Consider the following 15,042-nt stretch of genomic DNA (forward strand, 5'->3'; position numbering starts at 1 on the left):
AAACTTTAAGCATTTTCATTTTATGATTGCATTTTCTTTTTTTGACTGCTAGTGGTAAAAATACTATTGAATCTAAATTCTGTGTAAGGATAGACAATGTTAATTGTGCAAAAATATGGTGGCACAAGTATGGGTGGGTGTGAAAGGATAGAGAATGTCGCGCAACGCGTGATTCAAACCCTAGATCATCATAAATGTGGTTTGGTCGTAGTTGTGTCTGCTATGAGTGGGCAGACAGATACGCTTTTAGAATATGCACATTTTTTTTCCTCTCTGCCAAATACGCGCGAAGTGGATATGCTTCTTAGTTCTGGAGAGCGAGTAAGTAGTGCGCTTTTAGCGATAGCTTTAGAATCTAAAGGGATAAAAGCGATTTCTTTGAGTGGGCGTGGTGCAGGGATTGTTACAGAAAATACGCACACAAAAGCGCGCATTAAATATATTGATACCAATCACATACAAAAACTTTTGCAAGAAGGCTATGTCGTGGTCGTTGCAGGGTTTCAAGGCATAAGTGAAGAAGGTGAGGTTACAACGCTTGGGCGTGGTGGTAGCGATCTCTCTGCGGTTGCATTAGCGGGTGCTTTACATGCGGATTTGTGCGAGATTTATACCGATGTTGATGGAATCTACACTACCGATCCGCGCATAGAATCTAAAGCCAAAAAGATTGATAAGATTAGCTATGATGAAATGTTAGAGTTAGCGTCTATGGGTGCAAAAGTGCTGCTTAATCGCTCTGTGGAGTTAGCAAAAAAACTGAAAGTAAAGCTTGTGTCGCGTAGTTCGTTTTCGGCTAGTGAAGGGACATTGATAACAGATGAGGAGGATATTATGGAAAAACCCATCGTAAGTGGTGTGGCATTGGATAAGAATCAAGCTAGAGTAAGCATAGCTGATGTGCTTGATAGACCTGGTATTGCAGCAGAGATTTTTAGCACATTGGCAGAGGCAAATATCAATGTGGATATGATTGTGCAAACCATTGGTAGAGATGGTAAAACAGACATTGATTTTACAATCCCACAAACAGAGGTAGAACTTGCCAAAAAAGTGCTTGAGTGCTTCAAAAATGATGTGCAAAGCATTGAGTATGATTGCGATATTGCAAAGGTTTCTATCGTAGGTGTGGGTATGAAATCTCACAGCGGTGTGGCAAGTATCGCTTTTAAGGCTATGGCAAAAGAAAATATCAATATTATGATGATTGCCACAAGTGAGATAAAAATCTCTATGATTGTAAATATCAAATATGCCGAATTGGCTGTCCGCACACTCCATGATGTGTATGCGCTTGATAAATAGGATTAGGTGGTAATGGAGCGTTTAGATGTATGGCTGAAAGAAGCCATTATACAAGAAGATAATAAAGGCATTATGAGTGGTTGGCTACACGAGCAGAGATTAGGGCTCGTCCCACTTTTTCGTCGTGTATTTTTGCATATTTTACATGGTGGAAGTTTGGTGGTGCTTACCGATACGCAACGCCAATGGTTTAGCAAATACATCACACAAAATATCAATCTTCCTAGCAAAACACGCCCATTTTTTCCTATTTTTGAGGTTGAATCTCTAGGCTTTATGATTGATATGAATCTTAATTATAATAACACACCTGATAGGCATTTTGGTGCGATTAATAAAATGCTTGAGCATTCTTTTGCCAAGAATTATATGCTTTGGTATATTGGTAAAAAGACTATTCGTGGGGATTTTGCGCTTTTCCCTGCGGTGCATGAACCATTTATGTGGCTTATTGATGGGCAAGATATGCCTACTAAAACCATTAGACTAAGCTCACTTGATGATTTGCTTGATTATAAGCTTTTGCAGCTTTATCGCTTGTTTGAAAGGGCGTTGTGTGGCGTTGTCTTTGGGCAGATTTCCCTAGAGCTTTCGTAGGGTTTGGGTATGGGACTTTTTGTTGGAGAGTTGCATATTAGCGCACAGCCTCAAGAGATTGCGCATAATATCACCGCGACACTACAAAAAGGAGATTATGTCATTTTTCACCCCACAGATAGCAAGGGCAAGGAACTTGAATTTCGCATAGATGATGCACGAGAGGTGATTGCGCAAAGCTATCTTGCAAGTGATAGGGAGCGATTTCTTATCCTTATAGCACCTTCTTATAGTATCGAGGCGCAAAATGCGCTACTTAAGATTCTTGAGGAGCCACCACAAAACGTGCATTTTGTGCTTATTGCGCCAAGCAAAAATGCGTTATTGCCCACAATTCTTTCGCGTTTGCATATCTATATGCACAAGAGTAAAAAAACACTTCCTCTTTTTGAGCTTGATATGAAAAAGTTCACGCTTTCTGCTATTTATGAGTTTTTGCGAGATTGCGATAGGCAAAATCGCAGTATCCAAGAGATAAAAGATCACATTCAAGCCTTGTTGTTTGCGGTGCATACAAGCGGAATTTGTTTAAATCGCACCGAGCTAGAGGCTTTTGATGAGGCTATTGCATTAGCAGATTCATATACCAAAGAGAGCTATATTTTTTTACCCCTGCTTTTAAAGATTCACAAAAAACAACGAGGAGTGCGATAATGCAAGTTACACGCATAGCTACTTCAAGAGCATTAGATGTGCTAAAACGCGTGGGTGCTGATGAGGTGGGGCATAAGATTATGGCACAAAAGGCGCAGATGTATTATTTTGCATTGCACGATTTAAGCTATGTGGCAAGTGCGATTGTAAAACAAGAAGCGCTAAGCGTGGGGGCAGAGTATGCCACACCTCGTGAGCAGATTCTCTACAAAGGAGAAAAAGTTGGCTTACTCATTGCCAATGCATCTCAATTAAGGCGGCTTGTTACTAAGCTTTCTGCACAAGATTTTGGACTAAAGAATCTTGCTACATACCTCAAATCACACATCAAACCACCCCCAGATACACAAGCTAAGATTATGGCGATTATCAATGTTACGCCAGATAGTTTTTATGCTTCTAGTCGCAAAAGCTCTAAAGAGGCGATTGAGCGTATTTATGAGCTTTTGGAAGAAGGCGTGGCATATATCGATATAGGTGCGGCAAGTTCGCGTCCAGGTAGTCAAAATATAGAATCTTGTGATGAAATAGCGCGCTTGGGTGAAGTGTGTGCAGAAATAGATTCTAAGCAATTGTATAAAAAGGTGCAATTTAGCATTGATACCTACAACCCAAAAACCGCAGAGTTTGCGCTTAAAAGTGGTTTTAGTATCATTAATGATGTGAGTGGGTTTAGTGATCCTGATATGGCACGGGTTAATGCTGCCTTTGGTGCAACTGCGATTATTATGCATTCAAGGGGCACACCAGAGACTATGCAAACGCTTACGCAATATGATGATTTTTTGGGGGAGATTGATACATTTTTTGAGCGCAAAATTGATGAAGTTATACACAGCGGAGGCAAGGAAATTATCCTAGATGTGGGTTTTGGCTTTGCCAAAAATGACGCACAAAACCTCGCGCTTGTAAATCATCTCCTGCATTTTAAGCGGTTTGGATATCCTCTTTTACTTGGTGCTAGTCGAAAAAATACTTTAGGGCAAATTACAGGCAAAGCAGTGTCTGAACGCCTTGCATCAACACTTGCACTACATCTTATTGGTGTGCAAAATGGCGCAAATATTTTGCGTGTGCATGATAGCAAAGAGCATAGCGATATGCTTAAAGTCTATTATGCCTTGCAAGAAAGCACTTTGCAACAAGGAATCTTGTAATGGCACTTAGTCGTGATAGAATGATAGAATTTCTCAAGCGGCATGATTATGATCCAAATACATTGCAATCTATGGAAACAAAAGAGATTCAAGAGGCATATCAAGAAGTTACAAAAAAACTTTTAGGGTCGTATTTTCATCTCACAAATGACAATAAAAGCATTAAAACTAATTCTATTTTACTTGATATGGGTGAACTTACGGAGTTTAAACAAAAACTCAAAGATTGTGCAAATGATGTCATAACGCTCATAGAGTGTCTGCAAGAGGGATATATGAAGTTTGATTATAGTGAAGTCAATGATTTGTTGGCTATAGCGCTCAAAGATATGCCTATGCACAAGATGCAAAAAATTTCTCACATTGCCTATAGAAGTTTTCAAGAAATTTTGCTTTCCCAAATCGCTACAGCGCTAAAAGGTTTGCCAAAGGAAGAATTTAAGGTGCTTGAGGAATTTTATGAAAAGCGTCGCAATGATACGCAATTTTTGCACCAAACTATTGATAAACTTAAAGATCCAGCCACGCGTCAGCAGATTCTCACAATGGCACGCGTAAAGCTTATGGTGGTTAAGGATTTTATGCCTTCAAATTTGTATGATGTGTATCGAGATTATTACAACAATGTGCCTCAAAAACTCGAACTTGTCGCCAAAGTAAGGGCACTCACAGGTTTGTATTCTAAAGAATATTTAAAAGAAATGCCATTTGAGGAGCTTGAAACATTGTATCAGGATATCTTGAAACACAATGAACAAGAGGAACAAGATAGAAAAATGTTTCTTAAATATTCCCAAGCGATTCAAGAGAGTGTGGATAATAACGATGATGAGGGCTTTAATGAAATATGTTACAAGGCAGTTACACATCTCACACAAAAACAACTCTCTATGCTTGTAGAATATATGAATGGACAAAATCCATTTTTTCTTAGCAAGTTTGAATCTGTCGTGCATGAATACAAGAAAAAGCTTCATATTAAGCGTTAAGGATAGGCATGATTCTTGGTGTCAGTGAGTTAAATGCACAGATAAAGGCTCTTATGGATAGCACATTTTTACAAGTCCAAGTGCAAGGGGAGATTAGCAATCTTACAATCCATACAAGCGGACATATGTATTTTAGTCTCAAAGATGCAAACTCACAAGTGCGTTGTGTTATGTTTCGTGGTAATGTCAATGCGCTTAAATTTGAGCCAAAAGATGGCATAAGCGTTGTTGTGAGTGGTGGCATAAGCGTATATACACCGCGTGGAGAATATCAGATTCAGTGCAAGAGTATGATTCCAGAGGGTATAGGTGAGCTTACGTTGCGCTTTTTGCAGCTCAAAGAAACATTGCAACAAAAGGGCTATTTTGAATCTAAAAAGCCTATACCACCATACCCTAAACGCATAGCGATTTTGACTTCTCTTAGCGGTGCAGCACTCCAAGATATGCTAAAAGTTGCCAAAAAGCGATGGAGGCTTACAAAAATTGTCGCGATAAATACGCTTGTGCAGGGCAATGAAGCAAAAGATTCTATCGCGCGCAATATCGCATATGCCGATAGTTTTTTTGGTACACCACAAGCTTTTGATGTGATTGTTATTGGTCGTGGTGGCGGTAGTATCGAAGATTTGTGGGCATTTAATGAGGAAGTGGTGGCTGATGCGATTTTTCATGCACGCACTCCGATAGTCAGTGCTGTGGGACACGAGGTAGATACAATGATTTCGGACTTTGTAGCAGATTTGCGAGCGCCTACTCCAAGTGCAGCAATGGAGATGATTTTACCAGATTCACAAGAGTGGCTTATGCGTCTTGATGAAATGGGTAGATTGCATGAAAATATGTTTTTATCCCTGTATGCCTCAAAGTATGAGATTTTAAAGCATATCTTAGCGCTTTTGCAAGCAAAAAATAGAGAATCTACCATACGCACACAATGTGAGCAAGTTGCTTTTTTGCGACAAAATCTTGTGAATGTGGCACGAACTTTTTTGCAAGATAAAGAAGCGGAAATATCGCCATTTTATCAGGCATTGCGCTTTGAGCGATTACTAGATTCTAAGCAAAAAGTTATAGAATCCTTGCGCTATACGCTTTTGGCACTAAATCCGCAGCAAACCAAAAAAGATCTAGCGCAGGTGCTACAAAATGGCAAAGTGGTTGCCTTAGAGCATTTGCAAAGTGGCGAAATAGTCGAGCTTGTGGATACTACGGCGATAAAACAAGCAAAGATTCTCTAAGAGAATGGGGCTTTTAAGAGAGGATATAGTATAATCACCAAAGTTTTAAATGCAAGGAATGTAATGGCACAGCAATCTATGACAACAAAAAAGATTTTAGTAACTGGTGGGGCAGGATATATTGGTTCTCACGCAAATGCCTTATTGAATGCATTGGGATTTGAGACACTTGTATTAGATAATCTTAGCTTGGGACATAAAGAATCTTTGCAATATACTTCATTAGATGTTGCTAGTAATGCCACATTAACACAATTTCTTGCACAATTAGCTAAGAATTTTGCGGGGGGGGGTAAATACCCCTTAAATGATACTTTTGTATCACAATTACAAGCTTCTAAGACACAAACTAACTCTGATTCACTGCTACTTCACTCACTCCAAAATGCACACTTACGCACTACTTTTATACAAGCTGATTTAAGCGATAAGGCTGCATTAGATTCTATTTTTGATACATACGATATAGAGGCAGTTATGCATTTTGCTGCTTATGCGTATGTTGGGGAGAGCGTGAATGATCCTAGCAAGTATTATCGCAATAATGTTGCTAATTCTCTTAATCTTTTGGAATCTATGCGTAGGGCTAATGTAAAAAATATTATTTTTAGTTCCACGTGCGCCACATATGGCAATCCATTGCACTTGCCTATAACAGAATCCCATACACAAAACCCAATTAATCCTTATGGTTATTCAAAGCTCGTGGTAGAACACATATTGAGAGATTTTCATAATGCTTATGGATTACATTATGTGGTATTGCGTTATTTTAATGCCGCTGGTGCAAGTATGCTTTTTGATATTGGCGAATCTCATAATCCAGAAACACATTTAATTCCTTTGTTGTTGCAAACCGCACTTGGTCAAAGAGAGTCTTTGAGTGTTTTTGGTGATGATTATCCTACAAAAGATGGATCTTGTGTGCGTGATTATATTCACATTGATGATTTGGCAAGCGCACATATTCTAGCCCTAAAGTATCTTTTAGATGTTAAAAAAGATGGCAAAGTAGGTGAAGTATTTAACCTTGGAAATGGGGAAGGGTTTTCTATCTTTGAGTTGTTAGAATGTGCGCAAGATTTATGTGGCAAAAAAATCCCATATGTCATAGAATCTAGGCGCGCAGGAGATCCTGCCATACTCATTGGTGATAGTAGTAGGGCGAGGGATATATTGGGTTGGAATCCATATTTTTATAAACTTGAAACAATCCTTGCATCTGCTTTGCGTTGGCATACAAACCCAAGATATTAATACAAGAAAACAAGATGCAGTTCCTAAAATATTTTTGTGTTGCACTTTTGGCTTTACTTGTAAATCTTATATCAAGGCATTACATAAGTTTTTATATAAATTTTTCATATAGTGTAGTTATCGCCTATATTTTGGGGCATTTTGTAAATTTTGCACTCTCTGCTAAATATATATTTCCTCGCAATATTAGTTTGAAATTCGCCTTTGTCCGTTTTAGTATCGTAGCAAGTTTTGGATTGGTTGTGGCTTTGTTTGTAAGTGTTGCAACACTTTTTGTTTTAGAAACCCTCACCCCTACTTTTTATACTCACCTACAAGCACATTCATTGCTTGGATCATATACAGATTTTTTACTACACCAAAAACATTTGGAGTTTGTGGCGCATGTTTGTGGGGTAGGTATGAGTTTTATCTGTAATTATTTAGGACACAAGTATTTTAGTTTTACAAAACTTCCACACAAAATAATCTCATAAAAGGATAGCAATGACACAAGAAACTTCTAAAAAAGTATTAATCATTGGTGCAGGACCTGCTGGGCTTAGCGCTGCTAGGGTATTAAGTGAGTCGGGATATAGCGTAGAAATTTTTGAGCTAGAATCTCAAGTTGGCGGTATGAGCAAGAGCGTAGAGCTATTTTCTCAAATCGTAGATATTGGACCACACAGGTTTTTTAGCAAAGACAAAAGACTTAATGATTTTTGGCACGCACATACAAATGGCGAATATGAGAAAGTCTCACGGCTTACTAGAATCTTTTATAATCGTAAGTTTTTTTATTATCCCTTGCGTGGATTTGATGCGCTACTTAAGCTCGGGTTTATAGAATCTGCTCTATGTGTTTTAAGTTATTGTAAGGCGAAAATTTTACCTTTTAAAGGAGATAGCTTTGAATCTTGGGTAGCAAATGCTTTTGGCTACCGACTTTATAGCATATTTTTTAAGGGTTACACAGAAAAACTTTGGGGAATCAAGGGCAGTGAGCTAGATTCTGATTTTGCTGCACAGCGTATAAAAGGACTAAATCTCTATGAGGCTATAAAATCTGCGTTTTTTGGCAATGGTGGAAACAAACATAAAACTTTAGTCGATGAATTTAGCTATCCTAAAAAGGGTTGTGGTGTAGTGTATAACAACATGAAAGATGAGATTATCAAACTGGGTGGCACGATACATTGTGATGTTGAAGTTGTGGGTATCAAAACGCATAATAAAAAGGCTGTCGGAATTACCACAAATAAGGGAGATTTTAGTGGAGATATTGTCATTTCGACCGCACCTTTTAGGGATATGGTGCTATCTTTAGATGAATTAGATTCTAAGACAAAAGATTTGGCCAAAAAATTAAAGTTTAGAAACACCATTTTAGTGTATGTAGAAGTAGCACAAGATTTGCAAGATTCTAAAATCCAAGATCATACAAAGACTATAAATGATGTATCATCAGGCACTTCATTGTTTAAAGATAATTGGATTTATGTGCATAGCAAAGATACACAAACAGGTAGAATCACAAATTTTGCTAATTGGACAAAAGATTTGCGGTGCGGAAAAGATTCTGCGATTTTGTGCCTTGAGTATTGGGCTAATGATGATGAGCCTTTGTGGAATCTAGATGAAAATACACTTGGTGATACGGCAAAAAGAGATTTATTGGAATCTAAACTTGTGGCGGATTCTAGATTGATAAAAAATGTAGCTGTATTAAAAATTCATAAAAGCTACCCTATATATGAAAGAGGCTACAAAGAAGATTTACATCAAATCTATGATGCACTTGATAGCTTTGAAGATTTGTATTTTATAGGTCGAAATGGTAGCTTTAAATACAATAACCAAGATCATAGTATTTTAATGGGATTGATGTGTGCAGATAAGATTTTGGGCAAAAATTGTAATTTGTGGCATATTAACACAGACTATGACTATCAAGAAGGTGGAAAAAGTGAGTAAAGAGTTTATCACAAGAAACAACAAGGTTACATTTTTGTTCATAAAATTGATGAGATATATGAATGTTATTATGGAGCATAGAATGTATGCTCTATTTGGAGCAGTAGTTATTGTATGTCTTACAAGTGTGCTTTTCTACACAAAGGCAAACTCTTATCCTGATGTGGATAGTCATATCTCATTTTTATCGCAAGAAAATAGCATAGGGATATCATCATTAAGCGGATTCTATGGATTTGAGATTTTTATTGATAAACAATAGGTTGTATTTTAATATATGTTGTGAAAAAGATTGTCTTTTATGCACATTTCTTTGTGCGTTGATTTTATCAATCTTTAATTTGCGTTATAATGCTTTTTACAAATCTTGATATATAAGGAGATTGGATGCAATATAAAAAGATTTTAGTAACTGGTGGGGCAGGGTTTTTGGGCTCACATTTATGTGAGCGATTGTTGGAGCAGGGGCATGAAGTGCTTTGTGTGGATAATCTTTTTACTGGCACAAAACGCAATATTTTGCACCTGTTGAATAATCCGCGTTTTGAGTTTATGCGACACGATGTGACCTTCCCTCTGTATATTGAGGTTGATGAGATTTATAATCTCGCTTGTCCAGCAAGTCCGGTGCATTATCAATTTGATCCGGTGCAAACGACCAAAACCTCTGTGATGGGTGCTATCAATATGTTAGGACTTGCCAAGCGCACACGAGCAAAAATTTTACAAGCATCCACAAGTGAAGTGTATGGCGATCCTGAAATCCACCCACAGGTAGAAAGTTATCGCGGCGCAGTCAATCCTATCGGCATACGAGCGTGCTATGATGAAGGCAAGAGGTGTGCAGAAACATTGTTTTTTGATTATCAAAGACAACATAATGTCAATATAAAGGTTATGAGGATTTTTAATACTTATGGTCCTAGAATGCACCCAAATGATGGGCGTGTGGTGAGTAACTTTATTATTCAGGCACTAAAAGGTGAGGATATAAGTATTTATGGTGATGGGAGCCAAACACGCAGTTTTTGTTATGTTGATGATCTTATTGATGGTATGATAAAACTTATGGAGAGCAAAGATGGATTTTTTGGACCAGTAAATATCGGAAATCCCAATGAATTCACAATCTTAGAGCTTGCCAAAAATGTTATAGAACTTGCTAAATCTCATTCTAAAATTAGTTTTCACCCATTGCCGCAAGATGATCCCAAGCAAAGAAAACCTGATATTACTCTTGCACAAAGCGAATTAAAGTGGGAGCCAAGCATACAGCTTAAGGAAGGACTTGAAAAAACTATTCAATATTTTAAACAAGAATTAGGAGTATAAAGGGCATATATTGCTATGATAAGGGGATTTTTGCTTAAAAATGTCTTGATACCTTTGCATTTTTTAAGAATTTTTTTGCTAGATTTGCAGGAGCATAAACTATAGGGGGTATTAGTATGAGATTTTCTTTGGCTAATAAGTTATTGATAAGTGTATTATCAATTTTTATCGTTGTGATTGCAACGGTTACTATCTATAATTACAAAAAGACTTCCGAAAATACCATAGATCTTTTTCAGAGTATTCAGCAGGGAGCTTTAAGTGCGTCGTATACGACTATCAATATTACGATGAATATCGAGGCACAACAGCATTTAGATTTTTTGCGAAAGCAAATTTTGGCATTGGAGACTATTTCTGATCAAGCTGATAGAATCGCAAAACAGCGAGCAGTGTTAGCAGAAACTGCTGAACTTATCAAATATCCTGCTGCTTATGTGATATTTGAGAAAAATGGAAAAGCGCTAGTGGAATATAATGAAGAATCAAAGGCAGCATTTAAACATGATTATGAGGCAGTGGAACCAGGTTTTAGTTATTTAGATCGCCCATATTATGTAGAAACTAAGAAAAAATATCTTGAGACAAAACAGCTCCAAGGCATCGTAACCTCAACATACATAAGCCAAAATGGAAAAGATAAAGGTAAGATGTTGGCTACTGCGCCACTTGTCGATGAAAACGGCAATTTTTTGGGCGTAATTTGCTTAGACGTTTTTGTGGATGATTTTCAAAAGAGATTTTTGAATTTTGAGCGTCCAGAGCTTCCTAGTATGGCTATTTTTATCACAGATGATACGGGGCGAATTTTCTCTCATAAAAATCCAAGCGCTATTAACCATGATAAACCTCTGACGCAAGTAGAGCAAGCTGTTTTTGATGCCGTGCAAAAAACACCCGAGGGCTATGTAGAATTTATAAATCGTATGGGTGAAAGACGACTAACATATTATAAGCAATTTCCTTTTGGTTGGACAATCGTAGTTGCAGCAACGCAAAGCGATTTTATAGATGCGGTTAATAAAAGTTTTGTGACTTCAAGTGTGATAGCATTAATTTTAGGGGTGTTTGGCTTTGTTATGTTATATTTTATTATCAAAAAACTTATTGGACCAGTTAGCGTAATTCAAAAGCTTCTTCAGGATTTCTTTAAATTTATTAATCATGAAGTTTCTACGCCTCCTGCTTTGCAACATAAGCTTGCAAAAGATGAGTTTGGATCCATGGCTGAAGTGATTGAGCAGAATATAGAACGCACAAAAAACTCACTGCAGCAAGATAAAGAAGCGATACTTGAAGCTACAGAAACTGCTAAAGCAGTAGAAGATGGTGATCTTACAGCTCGTATAGATAAAGTTCCATCAAATCCTCAACTTGTAGAGCTTAAAGAAGTGCTAAATCATATGCTTGCTATTTTACAAACAAAAATTGGAAGCGATACTAACGAAATTACTAGGGTATTTAATGCTTATACACAACTTGATTTCTCTACACAAGTTAAAGATGCAAAAGGAAGAGTAGAAGTTGTTACTAATACATTAGGTGAAGAAATTAGACAAATGCTTCAAGCTTCTTCTAATTTTGCAAAAGATTTAGCAGCACAAAGTGAAGAACTTAAAACTTCTATGCAAAAACTTACAGAAGGTTCTCAATCTCAAGCAAGCTCTTTAGAACAATCTGCCGCTGCTGTAGAAGAAATAAGCTCATCAATGCAAAATGTTAGTGATAAAACCATTGAGGCTACTAAACAAGCAGAAGATATTAAAAATATCGTAGGCGTGATTAAAGACATTGCTGATCAAACAAACCTTTTAGCACTTAATGCTGCTATTGAAGCTGCAAGAGCAGGAGAACACGGAAGAGGATTTGCCGTTGTTGCTGATGAAGTAAGAAAACTAGCAGAAAGAACAACAAAATCTCTAGGTGAGATAGAAGCTAATGTTAATATCTTGGTGCAATCAGTCAATGAAATGAGTGAATCTATTAGAGAACAAACAGAAGGTTTATCACAAATCAATGAAGCTATTGCACAGCTTGAAGGTGTAACACAAGAAAATGTTGAAGTAGCTAATAATACTAATGAGATTACTCAAAAGGTAAATACTATAGCTGATGAGATATTAGCTGATGTGGAGAGGAAGAAGTTCTAAGAGAGATTAGGATACAACACATGCGGTCTAAGATCTCGATTATTACCGTAGTATATAACGATGTTTCCCACATCGTTGTAACTATGGATTCTGTATTGTGTCAGGATTATCCACATATCGAGTATATCCTTGTTGATGGATATAGTAGTGATGGCACGACCCAACGCATAGAATCCACAATCACTTCCCTAGCAACTATCACGCATAAGGAAGTTAAAGCAGATTCTCTTTATCTTGAAGCGCAATTAGATTCTAACCCCAATGTTAGCTTTAAGTTTTTAAGTGAGCGTGATAGCGGAATCTATGATGCGATGAACAAAGGCATAGATCTCGCTACTGGAGAGTGGTGTAATTTTATGAATTGTGGAGATATGTTTTTTAGCAAGGAGAGCGTGTCTAAACTTTTTGCAGCATATCAAGAATATTTGGCTAGTGCTGGGAAAAAGGCGGCAGTTATTTATGGGGATACGCAGATTATTTATGATGCAGAACATACCAAGATTATTCATGCTGTGCCAAATGAGCGTAAAAATGCCCATAAATATCATCATCATTTTATTCACCAAAGTGCGTTTATAGATTCTGCAACAATGAAGCATTATAAATATAATACATATTTTAAAATTGCTGGTGACACGGATTTTTTTACTAAAGTATATAATGCAGGATTGCTTTTTTGGCATAGCGCGGTGGTTGTGAGTGCTTTTAATGTTGAGGGAGTTTCTGGTTCGCTTTCTTGGCGTATGTTTTGGGAAGATTTGCAAATAGGGACGCGCTATCATAAACTTTTCCCTATTTATCATACTTTGCGTTATGTATTTTGGATTATTCCACGCGTTGTTGTGCGAAATGCAATTCCTAGAAGATTCCGCAATCAAGCAAGGGTCTTGTTAGGAAAAAGAAAGCAATAATTTTTTATTTAGATATATATAACGGCGGATATATTTTTGGAGGGAAAGTGCATGATACAAAAGATGTTTAAGGGGTTTTCTTATGTTTAAATTTCAAAGTCTTGGCTTTTCTGATTGTGCTCATACTAAAGGAGCAAATACAGATTCTCGATTTCAATCACCCACTTCGCATACCAAAATAAGACTTCTTCATCTTGCTTCAGATTCTTATCGTGGTGGAGCTGAAAGCGTATTTCGTAACACCATTGAGCAAACCCTGACTCTTCCAAATTACGAGATTTTTGTCGCTAGTTGTGATACATTACAGACTTTACCAAAGGGTGTAGATTTTCAACATTTTTTGATGCTCGATGATTGGGCAATGTATTCTAAACCTATAGGTGCTATCAAGTATATTTTTAACTTGAAAAATTATCGATTATTAAAGCACTTTTTGTTTGCTACACGTCCTGATATTATTCATACGCAAAATTATCTTTCTCGTCTAAGTCCAAGTGTTCTTTTTGCTCTTCGTGCTTATAAACGCAAATTCCCACATATTAAACTTATTTTTACACAACATAATTTTGGTGTTTGTCCCAATGGGGGTTTATATAATTACAAACAAAAAGCGATTTGTGAGGAATGTATAGGACATTCAAAATTTCGCATTATGTGGAAAAATTGTGATAGGAGAGGGAGAATCTATTCAATCTTGAAGGGCTTGCGAACGATTTTTTATTGTGGAATTTTGATGCGAGAAAACAATCTTTTTGATAAGATTCTCTGTGTAGGCAAGTTTCAATACCAAAAACATATAGATGATGGGTTTAGTAAGAAAAAATTAGAAGTATTACAAAACCCTATACAAATGCAATTTTACAATCCTAATGTGTGCTTAGAAGACAAAGAAGATCTGATTGTATTCTTTGGTAGGCTTGCGCCAGAGAAAAATGTTCCACTTCTTATCGAAGCATTTGCAAAGCTTATACAAAAACCAGAATTTTCATCGTATAAGCTTTGTATTATAGGCGATGGAGATGATAAAGAATATTGTGAAAACCTCGCTCACAAGCTTTTAAATTCCCATTCTACAACAAGTTCAAAAGAAATTTTAAATTGTATATTCTTAGGTAGGCGGACACCAATGGAGATTGCAGAGATTTTAAAAAAAGCCAAGCTTTCGGTGATACCTTCATTGTGGTATGAAACCTTTGGGTTAGTTATTGTGGAATCTATCCTTGCTGGAGCTATACCTTTAGTTTCCCGTATTGGAGCATTGAAAGAAACAATTGAATATTTTTGTGGCAGTAGTTTTATCTTTGAAGTTGATCCTAGATTATCTTACCAAGACCGCTTCAAAAATAATGTGGGAAATCTTGAAGTAATGATTGCTTCCAATTTGCAATCTTATGAGGAAATTTGGCAGAATTTTGTCATAAAACGACAAGAAATCATAGAAAATCTCCATAATCCTAAGTATTTGGATAGTCTTATTAAAATCTATAGCCTCGGGG

At 36.9% G+C, this 15,042-nt stretch carries 14 protein-coding genes; all 14 read left to right on the forward strand.

Going from position 1 to position 15,042, the window contains the following annotated elements; all coding sequences use genetic code 11:
* The first annotated feature begins 96 nt into the window (after positions 1 to 96).
* Entirely contained in the window at positions 97 to 1,305 is a 1,209-nt protein-coding gene (locus tag B9T66_RS05205) for an aspartate kinase (RefSeq protein WP_095627931.1), read from the forward strand.
* A gap of 12 nt (positions 1,306 to 1,317) precedes the next feature.
* Positions 1,318 to 1,902: a HobA family DNA replication regulator gene (locus tag B9T66_RS05210; RefSeq protein WP_095627932.1), complete on the forward strand. Its 585-nt coding sequence runs from the start codon at positions 1,318 to 1,320 to the stop codon at positions 1,900 to 1,902.
* A 9-nt stretch (positions 1,903 to 1,911) separates the two neighbouring features.
* Positions 1,912 to 2,556 (forward strand): DNA polymerase III subunit delta', encoded by a 645-nt coding sequence (locus tag B9T66_RS05215; protein WP_095627933.1) that lies wholly within the window; start codon positions 1,912 to 1,914, stop codon positions 2,554 to 2,556.
* Positions 2,556 to 3,713 carry a dihydropteroate synthase gene (folP, locus tag B9T66_RS05220; protein ID WP_257874614.1) on the forward strand — a complete coding sequence of 386 codons (1,158 nt, stop codon included), beginning with the start codon at positions 2,556 to 2,558 and terminating at the stop codon, positions 3,711 to 3,713. The genes B9T66_RS05215 and folP overlap by 1 nt, the downstream gene beginning before the upstream one ends.
* Positions 3,713 to 4,702 (forward strand): hypothetical protein, encoded by a 990-nt coding sequence (locus B9T66_RS05225; protein ID WP_095627934.1) that lies wholly within the window; start codon positions 3,713 to 3,715, stop codon positions 4,700 to 4,702. The genes folP and B9T66_RS05225 overlap by 1 nt, the downstream gene beginning before the upstream one ends.
* A gap of 8 nt (positions 4,703 to 4,710) precedes the next feature.
* Complete coding sequence (xseA, locus tag B9T66_RS05230) at positions 4,711 to 5,943, forward strand: exodeoxyribonuclease VII large subunit (RefSeq protein ID WP_095627935.1); 1,233 nt, start codon at positions 4,711 to 4,713, stop codon at positions 5,941 to 5,943.
* Between the two features lie 63 nt (positions 5,944 to 6,006).
* Positions 6,007 to 7,200: a UDP-glucose 4-epimerase GalE gene (gene galE, locus B9T66_RS05235; RefSeq protein WP_257874615.1), complete on the forward strand. Its 1,194-nt coding sequence runs from the start codon at positions 6,007 to 6,009 to the stop codon at positions 7,198 to 7,200.
* Between the two features lie 14 nt (positions 7,201 to 7,214).
* A complete protein-coding gene (locus tag B9T66_RS05240) occupies positions 7,215 to 7,676 on the forward strand; it encodes a GtrA family protein (RefSeq protein ID WP_095627936.1) in 462 nt (153 codons plus the stop codon).
* A 10-nt stretch (positions 7,677 to 7,686) separates the two neighbouring features.
* Positions 7,687 to 9,153 (forward strand): FAD-dependent oxidoreductase, encoded by a 1,467-nt coding sequence (locus B9T66_RS05245; RefSeq protein ID WP_095627937.1) that lies wholly within the window; start codon positions 7,687 to 7,689, stop codon positions 9,151 to 9,153.
* A gap of 82 nt (positions 9,154 to 9,235) precedes the next feature.
* Entirely contained in the window at positions 9,236 to 9,415 is a 180-nt protein-coding gene (locus tag B9T66_RS05250; RefSeq protein ID WP_143429099.1) for a hypothetical protein, read from the forward strand.
* 125 nt (positions 9,416 to 9,540) lie between these two features.
* Positions 9,541 to 10,485: a UDP-glucuronic acid decarboxylase family protein gene (locus tag B9T66_RS05255; RefSeq protein ID WP_095627939.1), complete on the forward strand. Its 945-nt coding sequence runs from the start codon at positions 9,541 to 9,543 to the stop codon at positions 10,483 to 10,485.
* Between the two features lie 116 nt (positions 10,486 to 10,601).
* Positions 10,602 to 12,635: a methyl-accepting chemotaxis protein gene (locus B9T66_RS09330; protein WP_095627940.1), complete on the forward strand. Its 2,034-nt coding sequence runs from the start codon at positions 10,602 to 10,604 to the stop codon at positions 12,633 to 12,635.
* 20 nt (positions 12,636 to 12,655) lie between these two features.
* Entirely contained in the window at positions 12,656 to 13,546 is an 891-nt protein-coding gene (locus B9T66_RS05265) for a glycosyltransferase (RefSeq protein ID WP_095627941.1), read from the forward strand.
* 82 nt (positions 13,547 to 13,628) lie between these two features.
* Positions 13,629 to 15,042: glycosyltransferase family 4 protein (locus B9T66_RS05270; RefSeq protein ID WP_143429100.1), on the forward strand; the 1,414-nt coding region annotated here is incomplete at its 3' end.

It is taken from the genome of Helicobacter sp. TUL (assembly GCF_002287135.1).
Lineage (GTDB): Bacteria > Campylobacterota > Campylobacteria > Campylobacterales > Helicobacteraceae > Helicobacter_F.

Coding starts and splice junctions, on each gene's coding strand:
- galE (WP_257874615.1), top strand. CDS start 6,007: ATGGCACAGCAATCTATGACAACAAAAAAGATTTTAGTAACTGGTGGG.
- B9T66_RS09330 (WP_095627940.1), top strand. CDS start 10,602: ATGAGATTTTCTTTGGCTAATAAGTTATTGATAAGTGTATTATCAATT.
- B9T66_RS05250 (WP_143429099.1), top strand. CDS start 9,236: ATGTATGCTCTATTTGGAGCAGTAGTTATTGTATGTCTTACAAGTGTG.
- B9T66_RS05205 (WP_095627931.1), top strand. CDS start 97: ATGTTAATTGTGCAAAAATATGGTGGCACAAGTATGGGTGGGTGTGAA.
- B9T66_RS05215 (WP_095627933.1), top strand. CDS start 1,912: ATGGGACTTTTTGTTGGAGAGTTGCATATTAGCGCACAGCCTCAAGAG.
- folP (WP_257874614.1), top strand. CDS start 2,556: ATGCAAGTTACACGCATAGCTACTTCAAGAGCATTAGATGTGCTAAAA.
- B9T66_RS05240 (WP_095627936.1), top strand. CDS start 7,215: ATGCAGTTCCTAAAATATTTTTGTGTTGCACTTTTGGCTTTACTTGTA.
- B9T66_RS05265 (WP_095627941.1), top strand. CDS start 12,656: ATGCGGTCTAAGATCTCGATTATTACCGTAGTATATAACGATGTTTCC.
- xseA (WP_095627935.1), top strand. CDS start 4,711: ATGATTCTTGGTGTCAGTGAGTTAAATGCACAGATAAAGGCTCTTATG.
- B9T66_RS05225 (WP_095627934.1), top strand. CDS start 3,713: ATGGCACTTAGTCGTGATAGAATGATAGAATTTCTCAAGCGGCATGAT.
- B9T66_RS05255 (WP_095627939.1), top strand. CDS start 9,541: ATGCAATATAAAAAGATTTTAGTAACTGGTGGGGCAGGGTTTTTGGGC.
- B9T66_RS05245 (WP_095627937.1), top strand. CDS start 7,687: ATGACACAAGAAACTTCTAAAAAAGTATTAATCATTGGTGCAGGACCT.
- B9T66_RS05210 (WP_095627932.1), top strand. CDS start 1,318: ATGGAGCGTTTAGATGTATGGCTGAAAGAAGCCATTATACAAGAAGAT.